The organism is Sphingomonas sp. LR59 (assembly GCF_036855945.1).
Classification (GTDB): Bacteria; Pseudomonadota; Alphaproteobacteria; order Sphingomonadales; family Sphingomonadaceae; genus Sphingomonas.
Map to the genome: position 1 here is coordinate 2,294,339 of NZ_JASPFL010000001.1, position 19,263 is coordinate 2,313,601.

21 protein-coding genes are annotated in these 19,263 nt (G+C 66.4%); 11 read left to right on the forward strand and 10 right to left on the reverse strand.

Features of this window, described 5'->3' with window-relative positions:
* Positions 1-16 precede the first annotated feature (16 nt).
* The 4 genes from QP164_RS10620 to QP164_RS10635 all read right to left on the reverse strand — a co-directional run bounded on the left by QP164_RS10620 (position 17) and on the right by QP164_RS10635 (position 3,021).
* On the reverse strand, positions 17-493 hold the full coding sequence (locus tag QP164_RS10620; RefSeq protein WP_132735542.1) for an ExbD/TolR family protein: 477 nt from the start codon (positions 491-493) through the stop codon (positions 17-19).
* Positions 494-587: 94 nt separating this feature from the next.
* A complete protein-coding gene (locus QP164_RS10625) occupies positions 588-1,379 on the reverse strand; it encodes a MotA/TolQ/ExbB proton channel family protein (protein WP_333923098.1) in 792 nt (263 codons plus the stop codon).
* Positions 1,380-1,433: 54 nt separating this feature from the next.
* On the reverse strand, positions 1,434-2,114 hold the full coding sequence (locus QP164_RS10630) for an energy transducer TonB (protein WP_132735548.1): 681 nt from the start codon (positions 2,112-2,114) through the stop codon (positions 1,434-1,436).
* A gap of 499 nt (positions 2,115-2,613) precedes the next feature.
* The gene (locus tag QP164_RS10635) at positions 2,614-3,021 is read right to left on the reverse strand and encodes a hypothetical protein (RefSeq protein ID WP_333923099.1); all 408 of its coding nucleotides are present in this window, start codon (positions 3,019-3,021) and stop codon (positions 2,614-2,616) included.
* Positions 3,022-3,106: 85 nt separating this feature from the next.
* On the opposite strand from QP164_RS10635, the gene QP164_RS10640 reads away from it, so the two are divergent.
* A complete protein-coding gene (locus tag QP164_RS10640; protein WP_333923100.1) occupies positions 3,107-3,232 on the forward strand; it encodes a hypothetical protein in 126 nt (41 codons plus the stop codon).
* A gap of 42 nt (positions 3,233-3,274) precedes the next feature.
* On the opposite strand, the gene QP164_RS10645 is transcribed toward QP164_RS10640, so the two are convergent.
* Positions 3,275-3,556, reverse strand: a complete 282-nt coding sequence (locus QP164_RS10645) for a Rossmann fold domain-containing protein (RefSeq protein WP_132895301.1) — start codon at positions 3,554-3,556, stop codon at positions 3,275-3,277.
* 4 nt (positions 3,557-3,560) lie between these two features.
* Positions 3,561-3,932: a dihydroneopterin aldolase gene (locus tag QP164_RS10650; protein ID WP_132895302.1), complete on the reverse strand. Its 372-nt coding sequence runs from the start codon at positions 3,930-3,932 to the stop codon at positions 3,561-3,563.
* Between the two features lie 280 nt (positions 3,933-4,212).
* On the opposite strand from QP164_RS10650, the gene QP164_RS10655 reads away from it, so the two are divergent.
* From QP164_RS10655 to QP164_RS10670, 4 genes are read left to right on the forward strand one after another with little or no spacing between them, the layout of a single operon-like run.
* Entirely contained in the window at positions 4,213-4,728 is a 516-nt protein-coding gene (locus tag QP164_RS10655; protein WP_132895804.1) for a GNAT family N-acetyltransferase, read from the forward strand.
* A 43-nt stretch (positions 4,729-4,771) separates the two neighbouring features.
* Positions 4,772-5,350, forward strand: a complete 579-nt coding sequence (locus tag QP164_RS10660; protein ID WP_132895303.1) for a DUF1285 domain-containing protein — start codon at positions 4,772-4,774, stop codon at positions 5,348-5,350.
* Complete coding sequence (locus QP164_RS10665) at positions 5,347-5,943, forward strand: CoA pyrophosphatase (RefSeq protein ID WP_132735565.1); 597 nt, start codon at positions 5,347-5,349, stop codon at positions 5,941-5,943. Before QP164_RS10660 ends, QP164_RS10665 begins: the two co-directional genes overlap by 4 nt.
* On the forward strand, positions 5,934-7,112 hold the full coding sequence (locus QP164_RS10670; protein ID WP_443027433.1) for a CCA tRNA nucleotidyltransferase: 1,179 nt from the start codon (positions 5,934-5,936) through the stop codon (positions 7,110-7,112). The genes QP164_RS10665 and QP164_RS10670 overlap by 10 nt, the downstream gene beginning before the upstream one ends.
* A 493-nt stretch (positions 7,113-7,605) precedes the next feature.
* Here the strand turns inward: QP164_RS10670 and QP164_RS10675 are convergent, their stop codons facing one another.
* The 4 genes from QP164_RS10675 to QP164_RS10690 all read right to left on the reverse strand — a co-directional run bounded on the left by QP164_RS10675 (position 7,606) and on the right by QP164_RS10690 (position 12,877).
* Positions 7,606-9,264 carry a putative bifunctional diguanylate cyclase/phosphodiesterase gene (locus QP164_RS10675; RefSeq protein WP_277983163.1) on the reverse strand — a complete coding sequence of 553 codons (1,659 nt, stop codon included), beginning with the start codon at positions 9,262-9,264 and terminating at the stop codon, positions 7,606-7,608.
* A gap of 107 nt (positions 9,265-9,371) precedes the next feature.
* Complete coding sequence (gene parC, locus QP164_RS10680) at positions 9,372-11,624, reverse strand: DNA topoisomerase IV subunit A (RefSeq protein WP_333923102.1); 2,253 nt, start codon at positions 11,622-11,624, stop codon at positions 9,372-9,374.
* Positions 11,625-11,657: 33 nt separating this feature from the next.
* Positions 11,658-12,065 (reverse strand): glycosyltransferase, encoded by a 408-nt coding sequence (locus QP164_RS10685; protein ID WP_333923103.1) that lies wholly within the window; start codon positions 12,063-12,065, stop codon positions 11,658-11,660.
* Positions 12,002-12,877 carry a glycosyltransferase gene (locus QP164_RS10690; protein WP_333923104.1) on the reverse strand — a complete coding sequence of 292 codons (876 nt, stop codon included), beginning with the start codon at positions 12,875-12,877 and terminating at the stop codon, positions 12,002-12,004. The genes QP164_RS10685 and QP164_RS10690 overlap by 64 nt, the downstream gene beginning before the upstream one ends.
* A 141-nt stretch (positions 12,878-13,018) precedes the next feature.
* Between QP164_RS10690 and QP164_RS10695 the strand changes: the two genes are divergently transcribed.
* The 6 genes from QP164_RS10695 to QP164_RS10720 are packed head-to-tail and all read left to right on the forward strand — an operon-like array spanning position 13,019 to position 19,263.
* Positions 13,019-13,933: an alpha/beta hydrolase family protein gene (locus QP164_RS10695; RefSeq protein ID WP_333923105.1), complete on the forward strand. Its 915-nt coding sequence runs from the start codon at positions 13,019-13,021 to the stop codon at positions 13,931-13,933.
* Positions 13,930-15,144 carry a kynureninase gene (gene kynU, locus QP164_RS10700; protein WP_333923106.1) on the forward strand — a complete coding sequence of 405 codons (1,215 nt, stop codon included), beginning with the start codon at positions 13,930-13,932 and terminating at the stop codon, positions 15,142-15,144. The genes QP164_RS10695 and kynU overlap by 4 nt, the downstream gene beginning before the upstream one ends.
* Before the next feature lie 52 nt (positions 15,145-15,196).
* Entirely contained in the window at positions 15,197-17,242 is a 2,046-nt protein-coding gene (locus tag QP164_RS10705) for an NAD(+) synthase (protein WP_333923107.1), read from the forward strand.
* A gap of 54 nt (positions 17,243-17,296) precedes the next feature.
* On the forward strand, positions 17,297-17,905 hold the full coding sequence (locus QP164_RS10710) for a CDP-alcohol phosphatidyltransferase family protein (protein ID WP_333923108.1): 609 nt from the start codon (positions 17,297-17,299) through the stop codon (positions 17,903-17,905).
* Positions 17,857-18,156: a hypothetical protein gene (locus tag QP164_RS10715; RefSeq protein WP_333923109.1), complete on the forward strand. Its 300-nt coding sequence runs from the start codon at positions 17,857-17,859 to the stop codon at positions 18,154-18,156. Before QP164_RS10710 ends, QP164_RS10715 begins: the two co-directional genes overlap by 49 nt.
* A 15-nt stretch (positions 18,157-18,171) precedes the next feature.
* Positions 18,172-19,263, forward strand: a complete 1,092-nt coding sequence (locus QP164_RS10720; protein WP_132735585.1) for an inositol-3-phosphate synthase — start codon at positions 18,172-18,174, stop codon at positions 19,261-19,263.

The following is a 19,263-nucleotide window of genomic DNA, read 5'->3' on the forward strand; positions in this document are numbered from 1 at the left end:
CCTTCAGCGTTCGGCATCAACGTTCGGTGGTGCCGCCTGGAGGCGGTTCGGAGATGAAGCCGACGCGGGCGAACCCGGCCTGCTGCATCGTGTAGATCGTCGCGCCGATGCAGCGATACGGTGCGTTCACGTCGCCGCGGATGTGCGCCTCGGGCAATTCGAGACCAGCCGCGTTGACACCGCCCTGACGTGCGATCTCCGCCTTCAGCTTGTCGACGGCGCGCTGCAACAGCTCTTCGTGCGTGACCGGCGAAAGACCCCAGTACACCTGGCACTGGTTATTGGCCGACGTCACCGACAGCGAGACGTTCTCGGGCTTGGTCATCGTCGGATCGAACCGAACATCCGGCAGCTTCAGCTGCACTGCCTGGACCGCGACGGTCGTCGTCACCAGGAAGATGATCAGGAGCACGAGCATGACGTCGACCAGCGGCGTCGTATTGATGTCCGATATCGAACTCTCGGTGGAATCGCCACCAACACTCATCGCCATGTGCGAACTATCCTATCCATATAATCGCCACCGGAACCGCCGGCGGCAATGAAGCGGGGCCGCTGCGGACAGCAGGCCCCGCCTTTTGCACGTCTTAGTTGGCGCGCGGTACGCCACCGGTCTGGCCGGCGGTCGTGGTCGTCGTGGCAGGCTTCGTGACCGGCTTTGCGGTACCGGCGATCGACGGACGGACGGCACCGTTCGAAGCGAGGAAGCCGAGCACGTCGTTCGAGAAGGCCGACAGGTCCTCTGCGATCGACTTGTTGCGGCGCTGCAGCCAGTTGTACGACAACACGGCAGGAACCGCGACGACCAGACCCAGAGCGGTCATGATCAGAGCTTCACCGACCGGCCCCGCGACCTTGTCGATCGATGCCTGACCCGATGCGCCGATCTTAACCAGTGCGCGGTAGATGCCGATAACCGTACCGAACAGACCGATGAACGGCGAAACCGAACCGACCGTCGCGAGGAAGGCGAGACCGCCACCCAGCTTCGAGTTGATCGCGGCTTCCGAACGCGCCAGCGAACCGTGCAGCCAGTCATGCGCCTCGACCGGATCGGTCAGCTTCGAATGCTGCTCCTGAGCGGCGAGACCGTCGTCGACGATCTGCTTGTAGGCCGAGTTCTTCTCGAGCTTGGCCGAACCTTCGCGAAGGCTGTTCGACGACCAGAACGCCTGACGGACGCGCTTGCCCTGGCCGATGATCTTCTGCTGCTCGAACAGCTTCGAGAACAGGATGTAGAACGAGACGACCGACATCAGCACGAGAATGCCGAACACGGTCTGCGAGATCAGACCGCCTTCGCGGAGTGCGGCTTGCAGGCCGTACGGGTTGGCGTCGGCTGCGGCGGGCGCTGCCGCTGCAAGAATGGTGGTGATCATGATCGGTTTAGTCCTCTGACTGAATTTTATCTGGTGCGGTTAGGGTAGGTGGGATCAATCCTCTGGAAGGACCCACCGGACGTTCAACTGGTACGACGAGGCGATCGGATTGCCGTTCTCGTCCTTGGCCGGGGTGAAGCGCACCCTTGCCTTGGAGATGCGGCACGTCGCGTCGTCGAGCGTCGTGTTGCCGCTGCCCGACGACACCGTACAGCCGGTCACGCGACCATCCGTACCGATCGTCAGCTTCGCGGACACGCGACCCTGCGCACCCTCACGCTGTGCCGATGGCGGATAGTTATCCGCACCGAAATACTGCGCCGGATTACCCTTCAGACCGGCAGCCTGCGACACCCTGGGCGCTGGCGGCGCTGCTGGCGGTGCCGGCGGCGCTGGAGGCGCTGGCGGAGCCGTCGGCTGGCTGAGCGGGATGATGTTCGACGTCTGCATGGCAGGCGCGGGCTGAGGCGTGACAACCACCGGCGGCGGCGTGACGACCGTAGTCGGCGGCGGCGGCAGGTTTGGCTGGTCAGGCGGCGGCGGCGGGGGCTCGTCGGGCGGAGGCGGCGGCGGCGGCGGCTCCACGTCGAACGTCGTCATCTTTTCTTGGGCCTTTTTCACGTACTGGTACGCGAGGCCCGTGACGAAAGCGTAGCCCAAGGCCGCATGAATCAGCGCGACGATCACGATCGCGACGATTTTGCCTCCGGACATCTTCTGGTCAGTATAGGCCATTCAGAAACGACACTCCCTTAATCTGCCTGCTCCGTACGCATGGTTCGTACTGAATACGCGACGCATACGTCTGCCGTTGGCCGGAATAACCACGGGGCAGTCGCCAAGTCCTATCGCCACGTCATGCGACACGCAAACGCTTTGTCAGACGCAACAAACGTACAATCGCAAGATGGCAGAATTATTTCTGTATCGTTCAGGCACGGTCGCGTAGCTTGCGGGCATGAATCCACTGTTTCCCGTTACGGCTTCGGCCCTCTCGCTGGCGCTCGTCGCGCTCCCCGTCCGCGCCGCGCAAGCGCCCGTAGCGCCGCAGGTTTCCGCCAGTAACGACGCCGTTTCGGGTGCTGCGATGCAACAGGATCCTGCCGGCGGCATCGGGTATGCCGACATCGCTGACCTCGTTTTGTCCGCGCCGATCATCGCCGATGCAACGGTGCGATCGACAAGTAAGATAAAAGCGGCCGAAGCGCCCAATCTCGCCCCGGGGCTTGTCCGACTATATGTCGAGGTGGACGTCACCGCGCTGGTTCGGGGGGCGGACGGGTTGCCGCCACGAATCGGATATCTGCTTGACGTCATGCCCGATTCGGCGGGCCGCGTGCCCAAGTTCAAGAAGGCGCGCGTGCTGATCTTCGCACGACCGGTGGCGGGAGCGGTCAACCAGGTCCAGCTGGTCGCGCCCGACGCGCAACTCGATTGGACGCCCGCATCGGATGCGCGCGCACGACGGATCGCCAAAGACGCGTTGGCGAGCGATGCACCGCCGGTCATCACCGGGGTTGGCAATGCCTTCCACGTCGCCGGCGCGCTGCCCGGCGAGGGCGAGACACAGATTTTCCTGACAACCGCGGATCAGCGTCCGGTGTCGCTCTCGATCCTGCGCCGCCCCGGCGAGCAGCCACACTGGGCCGTTGCACTGAGCGAGATCGTCGACGAGTCGGCGGCCCCCCGCGCCCGAGACTCTGCTGTGGTACCGGATGGCGTGCGCGTTGCCGCCGACCCTGCCCGAGCGGAGCACCACGTCGCTCGAGGCCGCCGATGCGACGATCGCGCGAGAAGACTACGCCTACGTGCTGGCCGCGCTAGGCCCATGCGGTCGCACGCGGAAGATCTAGACGCCCCCATGATCCTCCCCGCACGGGGAGGATCATTCTGGATCAGCGCTGACGGATCTCGATCACTTGCCCGGTGGTGGACCGTGCCGCTTCGAGAAAAGCGACCGCGGCATCCACATCGGCGGGCTCGGCCCCCGCGGTCTGCACCACCGCATTGACCCGAGTCGCAGGCGCCAGTTCGATCGCCAGCGGCCCGATCGCTGCCCGCGCCTGCGCCTGCGCCAGCACGTCCAGCGTCGCGGCAATCGCCACGACTCGCGAGTCGCCAATCGCCCCCCGCACCAACGCGGCGACATCGTCGCCCGGCTCCAGCATCAGCCGCATGGCGTCAGCGGCGATGGCGGACGAGCGTCACGCCGATCGCCTCGTCCGCCTCGGCGATCGCCAGCTTCACGATCTTCACCTGCACGCGCAGCACCCGCGAATCCTGCAGGAACAGCGTCTCGCAGATGTGATCCGCAACACCCTCGATCAGCGTGAAGTGCACGCCGACCGGCAGCGCGGTGGTCGCCGCGTTCTTGAGATCGAGGTAATTCTTCGAGGCGGACAACGGCGTGTCCGGGTCGAACCGCTTGGGGCACACCATATCCACGGTGAGCGAAATCCGCAGCGGCTGCGGCAGGTGAGTCTCCTCCGAATAGATGCCGGTCAGGACCTGCACTTCGAGATCGTGGACTTCGAGTTGAAGACTGTCTTCCATCGCCGCGCCTCTAGCAGACGCACGCCGAGATGAAAGTCGGCTCTTCGAAGCCTCGTGCGAAGGCCGATCCACCAATCCTCCCCCGCCAGGGGGAGGTGGCGCCGAACGCGTCGGAGAGGGAGACGGCAATAACCGGTGGTGCCTGCCCTCCCCTCCGTCCGGCCAGGCGTGATCGCCGACGGCCGGTTATCCTTGCGTTCAGCCTCGCCAAGGCTAAAGCGCGCTGCCCCACCGACCAGGTGCCGTCCATGCTCGGACGCACTAGGGGCAGGAGATGCCGGTGATCACTCTCGTCCCCCTCGACAGCATCGACTCGACCGCGGTCGAGTTCCTGCTCGACCGCGCGTTCGGGCCCGATCGGTTCGCGCGCACCGCCTACACGATCCGCGGTGCCGGCAAGGCGATCGCCGCGCTTAGCTTCGCCGCGCTCGAGGACGGCGTGCTGGTCGGCTCGATCCAGTGCTGGCCGATCGCGCTGGTCGACGATTCCAACCAGATCCCGCTCGTCATGGTCGGCCCGGTCGCGGTCGAGCCGACGCATCAGGGCGACGGTATCGGCCGGCGGTTGATGGCGCGCGCGCTCAACGCCGCAGCCGCCACCGGCCTCGACGATGCGCTGATGCTGATCGGCGATCCCGACTATTATGGCCGCTTCTTCGGCTTCACCGCCGAGCGTACCGCACGCTGGAACGCACCCGGTCCGGTCGAACGTCACCGCCTGCTCGCGCGCGGCGATGCGGTGCCGGACGCTACCGGCATGCTGGGGCCCCGCTTGCCGGTCACCGCATCCGCATAAGGCGCCGCTTTACCTCGGCCCCCTGCCCGCCTAGTCCGCCGCCATGCCCATGGATCCCATTCCCGATATCGCCTCGCTCAGCCTCGCCGAGATCGCCAAGCTCGTCGAAGAGGCCAAATTGCCGCCAGTCGAGAAATGGAACCCGACGCACTGCGGCGACAGCGAGATGCGGATCGCGCGTGACGGCACCTGGTATCATCAGGGCTCGCCGATCGGGCGTCCGGCGATGGTCCGGCTGTTCTCGACGATCCTGCGTCGTGAGGCCGATGGCAGCCACGTCCTCGTCACCCCGGTCGAAAAGCTCGATATCGAGGTCGAGGACGCGCCGTTCATCGCGGTCGAAATGAAGGCCGAGGGCAGCGGTCGGGACTCGAAGCTCGCCTTCCGGCTCAACACCGGCGACCTCGTCACCGCAGGCCCCGAGCATCCGTTGCGCTTCGTCGAGGATACAGCCGATGGCGATGGCGGCCCGCGACCCTACCTCGCCGTCCGCGGTGGGATGGAGGCGCTGGTGGTCCGCTCGGTCTATTACGACCTCGCCGAGCGCGCGATCGCCGATGGGGAAACGCCCGCCGGTCTGTGGAGCGATGGCGCGTTCTTTCCGCTGGAGCCCGCCGCATGAGCCTGACGGAACGGTTGGCGGCGGCACTGGCCAAGGGCGCCGGATCGCACATGATTCTGCTCACCGGCGACCAGCATGACGGCGATCTCACCGCCGCCGACACGCTGCTCCCCGCGGCGGTGCTGATCGCGGTCACCGATCGCGCCGATCCCGGCGTGATCCTGACGCAGCGCACCGACACGATGAGCCGCCATCCCGGCCAGATCGCATTCCCCGGCGGCCGGATCGATCCCGGCGAGGACGTCGTCACCGCCGCGCTGCGCGAGGCGGAGGAGGAAATCGCACTCCCCCGCGACAGGGTGCAGGTGATCGGCGAGGCCGACAGCTACCGCACCGTCACCGGCTTCCAGGTAACGCCCGTCATCGGCATCATCCCGCCGGACCTGATCTTCACGCCGAGCGAGGCGGAGGTCGCCAGCGTCTTCGAAGTCCCGCTCGCGTTCCTTCTCGACGAGGCGAACCATGTCGAGGCGACGCTCGAATGGCAGGGCCATGACCGGCATTATTACGAGATCATGTGGAACGAGCGCCGCATCTGGGGTGCGACCGCGGCGATGATCGTCAACCTCGCCCGCCGCCTGAGGTGGTCTTGATCCTCCCGTCCGCGCCGTGGCGCGACCGTGACGGCCTTGCAGCACTGACCAAGGTTCTGGGTGCGGCAGAGGGCGAGTCGCGCTTCGTCGGCGGCGCCGTGCGCGATACGCTGCTCGGGATCGACGTCGCCGATGTCGACATCGCCACCCGCCTGCCCCCGCAGGAGGTGATCGAGCGTCTCCAGGACGCGCGGATCAAGGCGGTCCCGACCGGACTCGCGCACGGTACGATCACCGCGGTCACCGCCGCCGGGCCGGTCGAGGTGACGACGCTGCGCCGCGACGTCTCGACCGACGGTCGCCACGCGATCATAGCCTATACCGACGACTGGCGCGAAGACGCGGCGCGGCGCGACTTCACGATGAACGCGCTCTACGCCGATCCCGCGACCGGCGAGATCTTCGATTATTTCGGCGGGCTCGACGATCTCGCGGCACGACGCGTGCGCTTCATCGGCGACCCGTTGCAGCGGATCGCCGAGGATCACCTCCGCATCCTCCGCTTCTTCCGGTTCCACGCGCGCTTCGGCACCGTGATCGACCAAGCCGGGCTGGATGCTTGCACGAAGCGCGCGAACGACCTGATGGCGCTCTCCCGCGAACGCATCGCGAGCGAAGTGCTGAAATTGCTGGTCGCCGCCAATGCCGTGCCGGTCGTCGCGCTGATGGTAGAGCGCGGCATTTTCCGCGCCGTCCTCCCCGAGATCGATGCCGCCGGAGTCGAACGTCTCGCCCTCCTAGCCGACCGCGAAGCCGCGGCTGGGATCGCCCCCGACCCGATCCGCCGCCTCGCCATGACGATCGCGCCCGCGGCGGCCGAAGCCGTCGGCGCGCGGCTGAAGCTATCGAACACCGACCGCAAACGCCTGATCGCCGCCACCGCCGGCCCCGGCGAGGAGGGCCCCCAGGCGCTCGCCTATCGCGCAGGCACGGCCGGCGCGATCGATCGGCTACTGATCGCGGGCGACAACGTGGCCGCGATCAAGGACTGGACACCACCCGCATTCCCGTTCTCGGGCGGTGCCCTGGTCGAACGCGGCCTGCGCAAGGGTCCGGATGTCGCGGCGATGCTGCGCAGGGTCGAGACACAGTGGATCGTCGAAGGCTTCCCCGACGCGGCACGGGTCGCCGTGATCGCCGACGAAATGGTCGCCGAAACGCTGAACTAGCGCGGCAGACCTGCCCGATCTGCAATCCTCCCCCTGCCGGGGGAGGATCGTCGGAATGTGGACCAAGTATTCCGCCCGCTTCACCGCAGCGCCCCGCCCGTCCCCTCAGTTCTGCCCATCCCGTCAGACCCCCGCGCCGCCGGACTCGCCCGCCTCGTCGGACTCGCCCGACCCGTGGGACTCGCCTGCCCCTTCGGACTCGCCCGCCCCTCGACCGTCACCCCAGCGAAAGCTGGGGTATCCCGGTTGGCGCGTGCTGGACGCTCCACGAGGAGATCCCAGCTTTCGCTGGGATGACGGGCGCGGTTGGGATGTCCGGCTGTCGGGACGGTGGACTGTCGGGACGGCAGGTGCTGCTCGGACGGTGAGCTGTCGGGACGACGGTAGCCGTTGAAACGACGGTAGCGGTTGGACTAGAGCGCGCCACGGGCATGACAGTGGCAGCTGCGTTGGCGGCGCTCAGAACAAAGCCGATCGATGCGCACCTCCAACTCTACGGCGCAATCATCGCAAACGCCGCATCCGCCTCAAGCGGCTTCGCATAGAAATATCCCTGCCCAAACGTACACCCCAGCGCCGCCAGGGTCTGCGCGAGTTCGTTGGTCTCGATCCCCTCGGCGGTCGTCTTCATCCCGAGCGCCTGCGCCAAGCTCAGGATCGCGCGGACGATCGACACCTTGTCGCGGTCCGCGAGCATCCCCGTCACGAAGCTCCGGTCGATCTTCAACACGTCGATCGGCAATTTCTGGAGATACGCCAGGTTCGAATAGCCGGTCCCGAAATCGTCCATCGCCAGCGTCGTACCGAGCGCCTTCAGCGCGTGCATCGTCCCCGCGATCCGGTCGGGATCGGACACGATCGCGCTTTCCGTCAGTTCCAGCGTGAACCGGTCACCGGTCAGGCCGGTCGAGTCCAACGCAGCGCTCAAGACCGGAGCAATGTCGTCGCGCTGCAGCTGGATTGCGGACAGGTTGACCGCGACCTTGACGCCGCAATGCCCCCCGAAACGTTCATCCCAGCGCGCCAACGTCTGCGCCGCCTCGTCGATCGCCCAGCGTCCGAGCGGAACGATCAACCCCGATTCCTCTGCCACCGGGATGAAATCCGTCGGACAATGCACGTGGCCGTCGAGGTCAGTCCAGCGTGCCAGCGCCTCGAACGATACGATCCGCCCGGTCGCGAGATCGCAGATCGGTTGATACGCCAGCCGCAACTCGCGGTTCGCGATGGCGCGCCGCAGTGCGGTCTCCATGCTGAACTGCGCGCGTGCGATCGCAAGGTCCTGCGGCAGGTAACTTTCGGCGCGGCCGCTGGCCTTGGCGCGCTTCACGGCGAACTGCGCGTGCCGGATCAGTTCCGCGACGTCCTCGGCTTCGTCGGCGCCATAGGCGATCCCGACCGAGCATTCGACGCTGATCTCGTAATCGGTCAGGCGGAATGGTGCCGTCAGCGTGCGCTGAATCCGCTCGGCCAGCGCATGGGCCTCGCCGCGATTGCCGTCGAGCGCCATCAGGATGCCGAACTGGTCGCCGCCGATCCGTGCCAGCGTATCGCCTGCGCGGAGCGCGCCCTTGATCCGCCGCGCCACGGTGATCAGCAATTCGTCGCCCGCCAGCGAACCGAGGCACGAATTCAATCGCCCGAACCGGTCGATATCGATCGCGAGGACGGCATTGGCGCTACGATCCTCGCCCCCCTCGATCAGGTCCTCGAACCCTTCGCGGTTGGGCAGCCCGGTCAGGCTGTCGGTGGTCATTTCGCGCCGGAGGCTGCGCTCGGTCTGAACCTGCGACGTCTGGTCGACGAAGCTGATCGTGCAGCGGTCGCGGAATGCGGCGAACGAACGGGCGATCGTCACGCGGTAATAGCGACAGTCGATCGCGTCGCCGAGCACCCATTCGAAATCCGTCCGGATCAGCTGGGATTCGAGAAAGGCGACGATACGCGGCGCAAGGTCGACGATCATCGGCGACCGTTCCGCCACGACACCGAGGCCCGCGAGCCGGTACGCACGATTCATTGCGAACAGCTCGAACTGGCCTCCGGTCAGCACGAGATGCGCCGCGGGAATGGGGATGAGTTCAAGCGCCCGTGCGACCAGGTCGGTCGCAACAATGTTCTGCGCTATCGCTTCCGGGGCCATCGATGCCATGCCCCTGCCTAGCCGACCTTCGTTAAGACGTCCTGAAGGAACCGAATAGACCGGTTATCTGTCAGTTTTAGCCAATCGCACGATTCTACAGCGCGCTATCCGCTGGATCAGCCAAAACGATTGTCGCGAGGGAAGCCCGTCGGTGGCATTCTTCCCGCCGCACCGCGCGCCGCACGCCACGGCCCCAAGTCCGATTCGGTTCTTTGCCGCCCGCTCCCGCCGCCCATCGCCCAGCTCAAACCCTCGGCAAAGGTGAAGGTGATCGCGTCCGCCAGCCCGCCATCGCGGTAGCGCTGCAACTGGAGCCCCTGCCCGCGCGTCATCTCGACCAGTTCGGCGAGCGGGAACACCAGCATCTTCCGGTTGTCGCCGATCGCCGCGACGTAATCGTCGGTCGGCCCGATCGGCCGGACGATCTTCAACTGCGCGCCCGGCCGCGGCGTCATCACCGTCTTGCCCTTGCGCGTCTCGGCGATCACGTCGGCGCTGCTCACCGAGAAGCCACGCCCATCGGTTGCGACGATCAGCAGTTTCGGATGCCGGCTCGCGGGTAGCAGCGCGACGATCCCGACGCTGCCGTCGAGGTCGATCATCGCGCGCACCGGCTCGCCAAACCCGCGCCCACCCGGCAGCTTGTCCGCCGCCAGCGTGTAGAACCGACCGTTCTCCGCCGCGAGCAGCAGCTTGTCCGTCGTCTGCGCGTGGAACGCAAACGCCGGGCCATCGCCCTCTTTGAACTTCAGCGCCTCCGGGCTGGCGAGATCGTTGTGCCCACGCATCGCCCGGATCCAGCCGCGCTGCGACAGGATCACCGTGATCGGCTCGCGCTCGATCATCGCCTCCAGCGGGATGTCGCGCGTCGGTGCGGCCTCCTCGATCGTCGTGCGCCGCTTGCCGAGCACCGTCTCCAACCCATAGCGATCGCGGATCTTCGCCATGTCGCGCTTCATCCGGGCGCGCTGTTTCTTCGGATCGGCGAGCAACGCGGCCAGCGTCGCCTGCTCCTTGTCGAGCTTGTCGCGCTCGGTCTTGATCTCGAACTCTTCGAGACGGCGCAGAGACCGCAGCCGCATGTTGAGGATCGCCTCGGCCTGGCGATCGGTCAGCGCGAACTCGGCGATCATCACCTTCTTCGGCTCGTCCTCGGTCCGGATGATCTCGATCACGCGGTCGAGATTGAGGTACGCGATCAGATAGCCGTCGAGCAGCTCGACCCGGTCGGCGATCTTGCTCAACCGGTGCTCGGTCCGCCGACGCAACACGACAAACTGGTGATCCACCCACGCCGCCAGCGCCTCGCGCAAACTCATCACGCGCGGCGTGCGATCCTTGTCGAGCACGTTGAGGTTGAGGCTGATCCGCGTCTCGAGATCGGTGAGACGGAACAGCCCGTCCATCAGGATCTGCGGATCGACCGTGCGGCTGCGCGGTTCGAGCACGATCCGGATCTCGGTATCCGATTCGTCGCGCACGTCGGCGAGAATCGGCAGCCGCTTGGCATTGATCAGATCGGCGATCTGCTCGATCAGCTTGCCCTTCTGGACGCCGTACGGGATCTCCGTGACGATCAACTGCCAGCCGCCGCCCTTCTCGCGCTCGGTCTCCCAGCGCGCGCGGACGCGGAACCCGCCCCGGCCGGTCGCATAGGATTCGCGGATCACGGCCGGTGGATCGACGACAAGTCCACCGGTCGGGAAGTCCGGCCCCTTCACATGCTCCAGGATCGCCGCGTCGTCTGCATCCGGCCGGTCGATCAGCACGATCGCCGCCTCCAGCAACTCGGCGGCGTTGTGCGGCGGAATGCTCGTCGCCATCCCGACCGCGATCCCACTCGCGCCGTTCGCCAGCAGGTTCGGGAACAGCCCCGGGAACAGCTCGGGCTCGTGGTCTTCGCCATTATAGGTCGGACGATACGCAACCGCGTCCTCGTCCAGCCCATCCATCAGGTCGATCGCGACCTGAGTCAGCCGCGCCTCGGTGTACCGGTAAGCAGCCGCGTTATCGCCGTCGATGTTGCCGAAATTGCCCTGCCCGTCGACCAACGGATAGCGCATCGCGAACGACTGCGCCAAGCGCACCATCGCGTCGTAGACCGACTGGTCGCCATGCGGATGGTATTTGCCGATCACGTCGCCGACGACCCGCGCGCACTTCTTGTAGCCCTGCGCGGGATCGAGTTTCAGCAGCCGCATCGCCCAGAGCAGGCGCCGATGCACCGGCTTCATCCCATCGCGGACGTCGGGTAGCGACCGCGCCGTGATCGTCGACAACGCATAGACCAGATACCGCTCGCTGAGCGCGCTATCGAAGGGGGCGTCGACGATGCTGTCGAAGGGGTCTTTGAAATCACTGCTGGCCATTGCACGCATCGATAGCAGCCGCGCGCGTAACGATCAAAGCATCCCGCGCGTCATCGTCACCTTTTGTTCTCGTGGCGCCTTGGGGACATGCCCGGCGATCGCCGCGGCAAGCAGCGCGCGGTGCTGCCGCCCGGTCTCGCGCCAGTCGTAGCGCTCGCCGTAAGTCCGCGTCGCGCCCCGATCGGGCAGGTCGGCGAGCAACCGCGCGATCCCCTCGGCGATCGCCGCATCCGATCGATCCGCGGTCAGCACGCCAGCCTCTGGCACGCGCACCACCTCGGGCGAACCCCATACCGGCGTCGCCACCAAAGGCGTTCCGCAGGCAAGCGACTCGAGCAGGACGTTGGCGATCCCCTCGCGGTCGGAGCAGCTCGCGGTCAGATCCGCCGCGCCGTACAGGTCGGGCAATCGATGCTGGTCGACATGGCCGAGGAAATCCACGCGTCCCGCAACGCCGAGCTTGGCCGCCAGCGCGCGCAACGCCCCCCGCGCGGCCCGTCGCCGGCGATCATCAACCGCACGTCGGGCAAAGTCGCGATCGCTCTGATCGCGAAGTCATGCCCCTTGCGATCGATCAGATGCCCGACCGACAACACCGTCGGCGCCGTGATCCCCATCCGCCGTCGCAAGGCCATGCGGTCGGCAGGCGGCGAGAACAGCACGAGATCGACCCCGTGCTCGACCACACAGACTTTTCCGGGCGCCGCACCGATCGCGATCAGTTCGTCGCGCAGCGCCGCCGCCACCGCGGTCGTCGCGCTTGCCCGGTCGATCGCCGCCAGGATCATCGCGCGTTCGGCGCGGTAGTGCGGAATCAGGCTGACATCGGTGCCGAGCGCGCTCATCACGAACGGCCGATCGAACTTCCGCGCAAGCAGGCTCGCCGCGACGCCGTCCGGATACAGATAATAGGAATCGATCACGTCGAAATCGAACTCACGCCGGATCCGCGCGATGTGCCGGTACAGCGCCGCCGCCATCAGCCACGGCGCCGCGATCATGCCGATCTTCGGCACCACCGGATAGCGCGGGTAGGTCACGGTTACGCCGCGGCGCACCGCGGCATGCGGCGCGTTCGCGAATTCGGCATAGCGCCCGAACCGGGGATCGGCGCTCGGGAACCACGGCACGGGCGCGACCACGCGAACCTCGTCGCCGGGCCGGGCGACATGACCGACACGGTGCTCGATAAAGATCCCGTGACGCCGCTGCACGGCATTCGGGTACAGGCTCGACAACACCAGGATCTTCAAGGCGCACCCCGTGCTCGATCCGCGAGGCCGCAGATCACTTCTACATCTTCTCTACGCCGACTTTCGCCCGGTTCGGGGCAAAATTTACGACGCGGCGTCTACGGACGGGACAGGTCGATGACGGTCGGCTAGCGTCGCCGGATGCGCCTATTCCTCGCCACCGCCTTGCTGCTACCATTGGCCACGATGCCGATGCCCGCCGCCGCCGACCTGCTTACCTGGTCCGTGCTCACCGCCCGCCCCAAGCCGACGCCAGACGCGACGATCGCCTATGGAACCGACCAGATGCAGAAGGTCGACGTCTGGCTCCCCAAGGGCAAGACCGGCGGCAAAGGCCGCTTGCCGGTGGTGGTGATGGTCCATGGCGGCTGCTGGACGACCAGCATCGCCGATCGCAGCCTGATGAACTGGGTCGCCGACGACCTGCGCAACGCCGGCGTTGCGGTGTGGAACATCGACTATCGCGGCGTCGACCGGAGTGGTGGCGGCTATCCCGGCACGTTCCAGGACGCTGCGAAAGCCGCCGACCAACTCACCGTAAACGCGAAGACGTTCAACCTCGACACACGCCGCGTCGTCGCGATCGGCCATTCCGCGGGCGGTCACCTCGCACTCTGGCTCGCCGCCCGCCAGCGGATTGCGAAGACCAGCGCACTCTACAGCGCGCATCCGCTCCGCATCCATCATGTCATCAGCCTCGGCGGTCTCCCCGATCTCGAAGCCACCGCGGCGAACCCCGAAAACGGCTGCGGCACCGAGGTCGTTACCCAGCTCGTCGGTACGCCGACGCCGCAGCACCCCGACATCTATCCCGACACGTCGGTCCCGCGCCTGCTCCCGCTCGGCGTAAAGCAGGACCTGATCAACGGCCGCGAGGACCGGATCATCCCCTTCGTCATGGCCACCGACTATGTCGCCAAGGCGACCGCGGCCGGCGATACCGCCACGCTGCACACGATCCCCGCGACCGGCCATGTCGAACTGATCGCCCCCGAAACGCCCGCCTGGGCAGAAGCAAAGCGTCTGATCCTTACCGACCTGGGAATGACCAAGTGACCCTCGAAGACGCCCGCGCGCTCGACGCGACCGACCCGCTCGCCGCCTACCGCGACAGGTTCGCGCTTCCCGACGGCGTGATCTACCTTGACGGCAATTCGCTCGGCGCGCTGCCCAAGGCGACCCCCGCCGCACTCGCCGATGTCGCTACCCGCCAATGGGGCGACCGCCTCATCCGCAGCTGGAACGAAGGCTGGATCGACGCCCCGCAACGGATCGGCGCCAAGATCGCCCCGCTGATCGGCGCAGCGACGGACGAGGTGATCATCGGCGACACCACCTCGACGCATTTGTTCAAGGCGCTGGTCGCCGCATTGCGCAGCAACCCCGACCGCCACACCGTAGTCAGCGAAGCCGGCAACTTCCCGACCGACCTCCACATCGCCGAGGGCGCGGTCGCCTGCGTCCCCGGCGCGCGCCTCAAGGTGGTCGCGCGCGAAGATCTCGCCGCCGCGCTCGACGACGACACCGCGGTGCTGCTGCTCACACATGTCCACTACAAGACCAGCGACCGCTTCAACATGCGCGAGTGGACCGCCCGCGCGCACGATGCCGGCGCGCTCATGCTCTGGGATCTGAGCCACAGCGTCGGCGCCGTCCCGATCGACCTGACCGGCGCGAACGCCGATCTCGCGGTCGGCTGCACGTACAAATACCTCAACGGCGGCCCCGGTGCGCCGGCGTTCCTCTTCGTCGCCAAGCGCTGGCAGGATTCGTTCGCCAGCCCGCTCTCCGGCTGGATGGGCCATGCCGCGCCGTTCGCGTTCGAGGATGCCTACCGCCCCGCGCCCGGCATGAAGCGCTGGCTCGCCGGTACCCCGGCGATGCTCTCGACCGCCGCGCTGGAAACCGCACTCGACCTCTGGGCCGACATCGACCAGCACGCCGTCGCCGCCAAGAGCGCACAGCTCTTCGCCATCCTCGCCGCCGCCGGCGACGCGTTGGGCCTCGACTGCGTCAGCCCCCGAGACTCCGCCAGACGCGGCAGCCACATCAGCTTCCGCCACCCGGAAGCCTATGCACTGACGCAGGCGCTCATCGCGCGCGGGGTGATCGGCGACTTCCGCGATCCCGACATCCTCCGCCTCGGCCTGACGCCCTTGTATCTCAGCCACGAAGACGTCTGGCGCGCGGGCGACATCCTGCGGGACATTCTCGACACCGAAGCCTGGCGCGATCCGGCCTTTGCCGAACGCCTCGCAGTGACGTGAGCGCCTTGGCAAGCCGGTAGCGCGTGCGGCCGTGCACTTGTATCGGTGTGACATGACGCACCCATTCTACGCGATCCACAGCCATGCCCTGATCCGGGTCGCCGCCGCCACGCCGCGCGCGTCGGTAGGGGATACCGCCGCGAATGCCGAGGCCACGATCGCCTTGGCACGTGAGGCGGACGCGAAGGGCGTCGACCTCGTCGTGTTCCCCGAACTGAACCTCACCTCCTATGCGATCGACGACCTGCATCTCCAGACCGCGCAGCAGCGCGCGACGCTGGCCGCGATCGCGACCGTGGTCGAGGCGAGCGCGACCTTGCGGCCGGTGTTGCTGGTCGGCGCGGCGTTGGTGCGCAACGGGCGGTTGTATAACTGCGCGCTGGCGATCGCGCGCGGGCGCGTGCTGGGCGTGGTGCCGAAGACGTTCCTGCCGAATTACCGCGAGTTCTACGAAAAGCGCTGGTTTGCGAGTGGTGCCGGTATGACCGGACTGACGATCGAGCTTGGCGACGAGGAGGTGCCGTTCGGGACCGACCTGATCTTCGCCGCGCGCGACCTGTCCGGCTTCGTCTTCCATGCCGAGATCTGCGAGGATTACTGGGCCCCTACCCCGCCCTCGACCGCGGGTGCGCTCGCGGGGGCGCTGATCTGCTGCAACCTGTCCGCCTCGAACATCGTCATCGGCAAGGCACGCGATCGGGCGATGCTGGCGGCGGCGCAATCGGCGCGGGCCGTCTGCACCTATGTCTATTCCGCGGCGGGACCGGGCGAGAGCACGACAGAGGTCGCGTGGGATGGCCAGGGACTGATCCACGAACTCGGCGAACAGATCGCGGAGTCGGCGCGGTTCGCGACCGAGCCCGAACTGGTCGTCGCCGATATCGACTGCGAACGGATCACGCAGGAACGGCTGCGGACCGGCACGTTCAACGATGCGGCGATGTTCGCCGGCAATCCCGAAACACGCTTCCGACGGATCGCGTTCGATCACGCGCCGGTACTCGCAGACAGCGGCCTGGAACGTGCTATCCGCCGTTTCCCGTTCGTCCCCAATGACCCGGCGCGGCGCGACGACGACTGTTACGAGGCGTTCAACATCCAGGTGGAGGCGCTGTCGAAGCGCCTTGCCGCGGCGCACGCGGAGACGATCGTGATCGGCGTATCCGGCGGCCTCGACTCGACCCACGCGCTGATCGTCGCGGCTAAGGCGATGGACCGGCTCGGACGCCCCCGCAGCGCGATCCTCGGCTTCACCATGCCCGGCTTCGCGACCGGCGAAGGCACGAAGGCGAACGCCTGGGCGCTGATGCGCGCGCTCGGCATCACCGCCGAGAAGATCGACATCCGTCCCGCCGCTCGCCGCATGCTGGAGGACATCGGCCACCCCTTCAGCGAAGGCGAGCCCGTCTACGACATCACCTTCGAGAACGTACAGGCAGGGCTTCGCACCGATTACCTCTTCCGTCTCGCCAACCAGCGGCGCGGGATCGTGCTCGGCACCGGCGACCTCAGCGAAATGGCGCTCGGCTGGTGCACCTATGGCGTCGGCGACCAGATGAGCCATTACGCGGTGAACAGCGGCGTGCCGAAGACGCTGATCCAGTTCCTGATCCGCTGGTGTATCCGCACCGACCAGTATGACGCGGCGACCGACGCGATCCTTTCGACGATCCTCGCACAGGAGATTTCGCCCGAGCTCGTTCCGGCGAGTGCGGACGGTGCATTGCAGAGCACCGAGTCGATGATCGGACCCTATGCATTGAACGATTTCTTCGCGCATTATGTGATCCGTCACGGCCTGGCGCCGTCCAAGATCGCGTTTCTTGCGTGGCACGCATGGCGCGATGCGAGCGTCGGTGCGTGGCCGGAGGACCTGCCGGCGGATGCGCGCGTCGCCTATGACCTGCCGACGATCCGCCACTGGCTGGAGAAGTTCCTCTTCCGGTTCTTCACGACCAGCCAGTTCAAGCGGTCGGCGATGCCGAACGGGCCGAAGGTGTCGGCGGGCGGTGCGCTATCGCCACGCGGCGACTGGCGGGCCCCGTCCGACGGTATCGCAACGGCTTGGATCGAAGAATTGCGCTCAAGCGTTCCTTGAGGTTACTCGCGATACCTTGCATAAATCGCCTGCGCGGCGCATTATGAAAATCCTATGACAGTGGCTCCACCGGATGGATCGCGCGATCGCCGGATCGAGATCCCATCTAACCTTTGGCTGATTCATCCAGCGGGCCGCGCGTTGCTCCCGCTTGCGCTTGCGCGTGGAATTTCGGCCAATTCGGTATCGGTGGCGGGGCTTTGCCTCGGTGGCGCAGCCGCGCTCGCCTACACGCAATGGGGAAACTGGGCGGTTGCGCTCGTCGGCCTCGTTCTGTCGATGGGGTGGCTGATTGCCGACGGCCTCGACGGCATGGTGGCACGCGCGACCAAGACGGCCAGCCCGCTCGGCCGGATGCTCGATGGTCTGTGCGATCACGGCGTATTCGCGCTGATCTACATCTCGCTTGCGCTGACGATCGACACGCCCGAGGGTTGGGTCCTCGCCTTCGCCGCCGGCGGCGCGCATGCGGTACAGTCAAACATGTACGAGGGTGAGCGTTCGCGCTTCCATCGCCGTATCAAGGGCGTGGCGCTCGAAGCGCCCCCGTCCCGATCGGCAACCCGCTCGTCCGCTTTTACGACGGCGTCGCCGGCAGCATCGACCGGATTGCCATGCCGTTCGAGCGTACGCTTGCCCAATCGGCCGATCCGGTCGCACTAGGCGCCGTATACGGTGCCCGTGCCGTCGCGCCCTTGCGCTTCATGGCCTTGCTTACCGCGAATGTCCGGGTATGGGCGATCTTCGTCGCCTGCTTCGCGGGCAACCCACGCATCTTCTGGTGGTTCGAGATCGTCCCTCTGACGCTCGTGGCCATCGTCGGGCTCGTCTGGCACCGTCGTGTCGAGCGGGCTTTCGTTCGTAATACTTCTGCAACGCGACCAAAGACCGCGTCGCGCATGCATCTTTCGTAAGGAACAGGGTCAGTAATGAATAGCATTCGGATCGCCGTGGTCGGCATCGGCAACTGCGCGAGCTCGCTCGTGCAAGGCCTCGAGCATTACCGTGAGGGCGCCAACGACCAGGTCGGCCTGATGCATTTCGACATGGGTGGCTACAAGCCGAGCGACATCAAGGTCGTCGCGGCCTGGGACGTCGATCGCCGCAAGGTGGGCAAGGACGTCGCCGAGGCGATCTTCGCCAAGCCCAACTGCACCGCGGTGTTCGCACCGAACGTGAGCAACACCGGCACGATCGTGAAGATGGGCAAGAAGCTGGACGGCGTTGCCGACCACATGGCCGACTTCAAGGACGACCGCACGTTCCTCGTTTCGGACGCCGCCGAGCCGACCCGTGAAGAGGTCATCGCCGAGCTGAAGGCATCGGGCGCCGACGTGCTCATGAACTATCTGCCGGTCGGTTCGCAGGAAGCCACCGAATTCTACGCCGAATGCGCGATCGAAGCAGGCGTTGCGTTCGTCAACAACATCCCCGTCTTCATCGCCTCGAACCCGGTCTGGGCGAAGAAGTTCGAAGACGCCGGCGTCGCGATCATCGGCGACGACATCAAGGCGCAGCTTGGCGCGACGATCGTCCACCGCGTGCTGACGGACCTGTTCGCCAAGCGGGGCGTGAAGCTGGATCGCACCTACCAGCTCAACACCGGCGGCAACACCGACTTCCTCAACATGTCGAACCATCGCCGGCTCGAGTCGAAGAAGATCTCGAAGACCGAAGCCGTCCAGTCGGTTGCGGCCGAGCGCATGGACGACGACAACGTCCATATCGGTCCGTCGGACTATGTCCCCTGGCAGAACGACAACAAGGTCTGCTTCCTGCGCATGGAAGGCCAGCTGTTCGGCGGCGTGCCGATGAACATCGAGCTGCGTCTCTCGGTCGAGGACAGCCCCAACTCGGCGGGTGTCGCGATCGACATGATCCGTTGCGCCAAGATCGCCAAGGATCGCGGCATCGCCGGCGTGATCGATCCCGCCTCGGCCTATTTCTGCAAGCACCCGCGCACGCAGATGACCGACGATCTCGCGCAGATCGAAGTCGAGCGGTTCATCAAGGCTGCCTGA

Excerpts from the sequence above, each read along its gene's own strand:
- QP164_RS10620 (WP_132735542.1), bottom strand. The coding sequence starts at position 493 with ATGGCGATGAGTGTTGGTGGCGATTCCACCGAGAGTTCGATATCGGAC.
- QP164_RS10625 (WP_333923098.1), bottom strand. The coding sequence starts at position 1,379 with ATGATCACCACCATTCTTGCAGCGGCAGCGCCCGCCGCAGCCGACGCC.
- QP164_RS10630 (WP_132735548.1), bottom strand. The coding sequence starts at position 2,114 with ATGGCCTATACTGACCAGAAGATGTCCGGAGGCAAAATCGTCGCGATC.
- QP164_RS10645 (WP_132895301.1), bottom strand. The coding sequence starts at position 3,556 with ATGCGGCTGATGCTGGAGCCGGGCGACGATGTCGCCGCGTTGGTGCGG.
- QP164_RS10650 (WP_132895302.1), bottom strand. The coding sequence starts at position 3,932 with ATGGAAGACAGTCTTCAACTCGAAGTCCACGATCTCGAAGTGCAGGTC.
- QP164_RS10660 (WP_132895303.1), top strand. The coding sequence starts at position 4,772 with ATGCCCATGGATCCCATTCCCGATATCGCCTCGCTCAGCCTCGCCGAG.
- QP164_RS10665 (WP_132735565.1), top strand. The coding sequence starts at position 5,347 with ATGAGCCTGACGGAACGGTTGGCGGCGGCACTGGCCAAGGGCGCCGGA.
- QP164_RS10675 (WP_277983163.1), bottom strand. The coding sequence starts at position 9,264 with ATGGCATCGATGGCCCCGGAAGCGATAGCGCAGAACATTGTTGCGACC.
- parC (WP_333923102.1), bottom strand. The coding sequence starts at position 11,624 with ATGGCCAGCAGTGATTTCAAAGACCCCTTCGACAGCATCGTCGACGCC.
- QP164_RS10695 (WP_333923105.1), top strand. The coding sequence starts at position 13,019 with ATGCGCCTATTCCTCGCCACCGCCTTGCTGCTACCATTGGCCACGATG.
- QP164_RS10705 (WP_333923107.1), top strand. The coding sequence starts at position 15,197 with ATGACGCACCCATTCTACGCGATCCACAGCCATGCCCTGATCCGGGTC.
- QP164_RS10710 (WP_333923108.1), top strand. The coding sequence starts at position 17,297 with ATGACAGTGGCTCCACCGGATGGATCGCGCGATCGCCGGATCGAGATC.
- QP164_RS10715 (WP_333923109.1), top strand. The coding sequence starts at position 17,857 with ATGCCGTTCGAGCGTACGCTTGCCCAATCGGCCGATCCGGTCGCACTA.
- QP164_RS10720 (WP_132735585.1), top strand. The coding sequence starts at position 18,172 with ATGAATAGCATTCGGATCGCCGTGGTCGGCATCGGCAACTGCGCGAGC.